Origin of the sequence: Streptomyces sp. PU-14G (assembly GCF_041028275.1) — a bacterium.
In the GTDB taxonomy this organism is placed as follows: Bacteria; Actinomycetota; Actinomycetes; order Streptomycetales; family Streptomycetaceae; genus Streptomyces.
This window is the reverse complement of the sequence record NZ_JASKYT010000778.1, coordinates 1-456: the sequence shown is the minus strand read 5'-3', so window position 1 is coordinate 456 and position 456 is coordinate 1. Positions and strand designations below refer to the sequence as shown.

Genomic DNA, 456 nt, shown 5'->3' with positions numbered 1-456 from the left:
GCCCTGCGCGTGACGGGCCGGTGACGGCGGCGGGCCCTGGCGGGGTTCCTCCCGGGCGGAGCCCGGGGCTGGAGCTGCCGGGACAGGGGTACCCGGGGCAGAGTTKCGCGGGGGGACGGTGAAAGGACGGGACGGGGGAGCGATGCGGCGACCGCGCCCCACACGCACCGCCGCCCTCCTGTGCAGCGTCACCGACCAGGGCGTGGCGGCGCTCACCAACATCGCCGTGCTCGTCGTCGCCGCCCGCCAGTCGACGGTGCACGCCTTCGCCACGTTCTCCCTCGTCTACACCGTCTTCACCGTCGTCCTCGGCCTCACCGTCGCGTACGTGGGCCAGGCCCTCGTCCTGGAGAAGGGCGAACCGGCGTCCGTCGCCAGGGCGTGCCGTTCGGCGGTGGCGTTCACCGCGCCGGCCTCGGCCGCGGTCGGCCTGCCCACAGCGGTGGCGCTGGGGGC

Annotated in this window: 1 pseudogene; it reads left to right on the top strand. The window is 76.0% G+C overall.

From position 1 onward, the window contains the following. Positions 1-142 precede the first annotated feature (142 nt). A pseudogene (locus AB8Z75_RS35265) lies at positions 143-456 on the top strand (hypothetical protein); the annotation flags it as partial.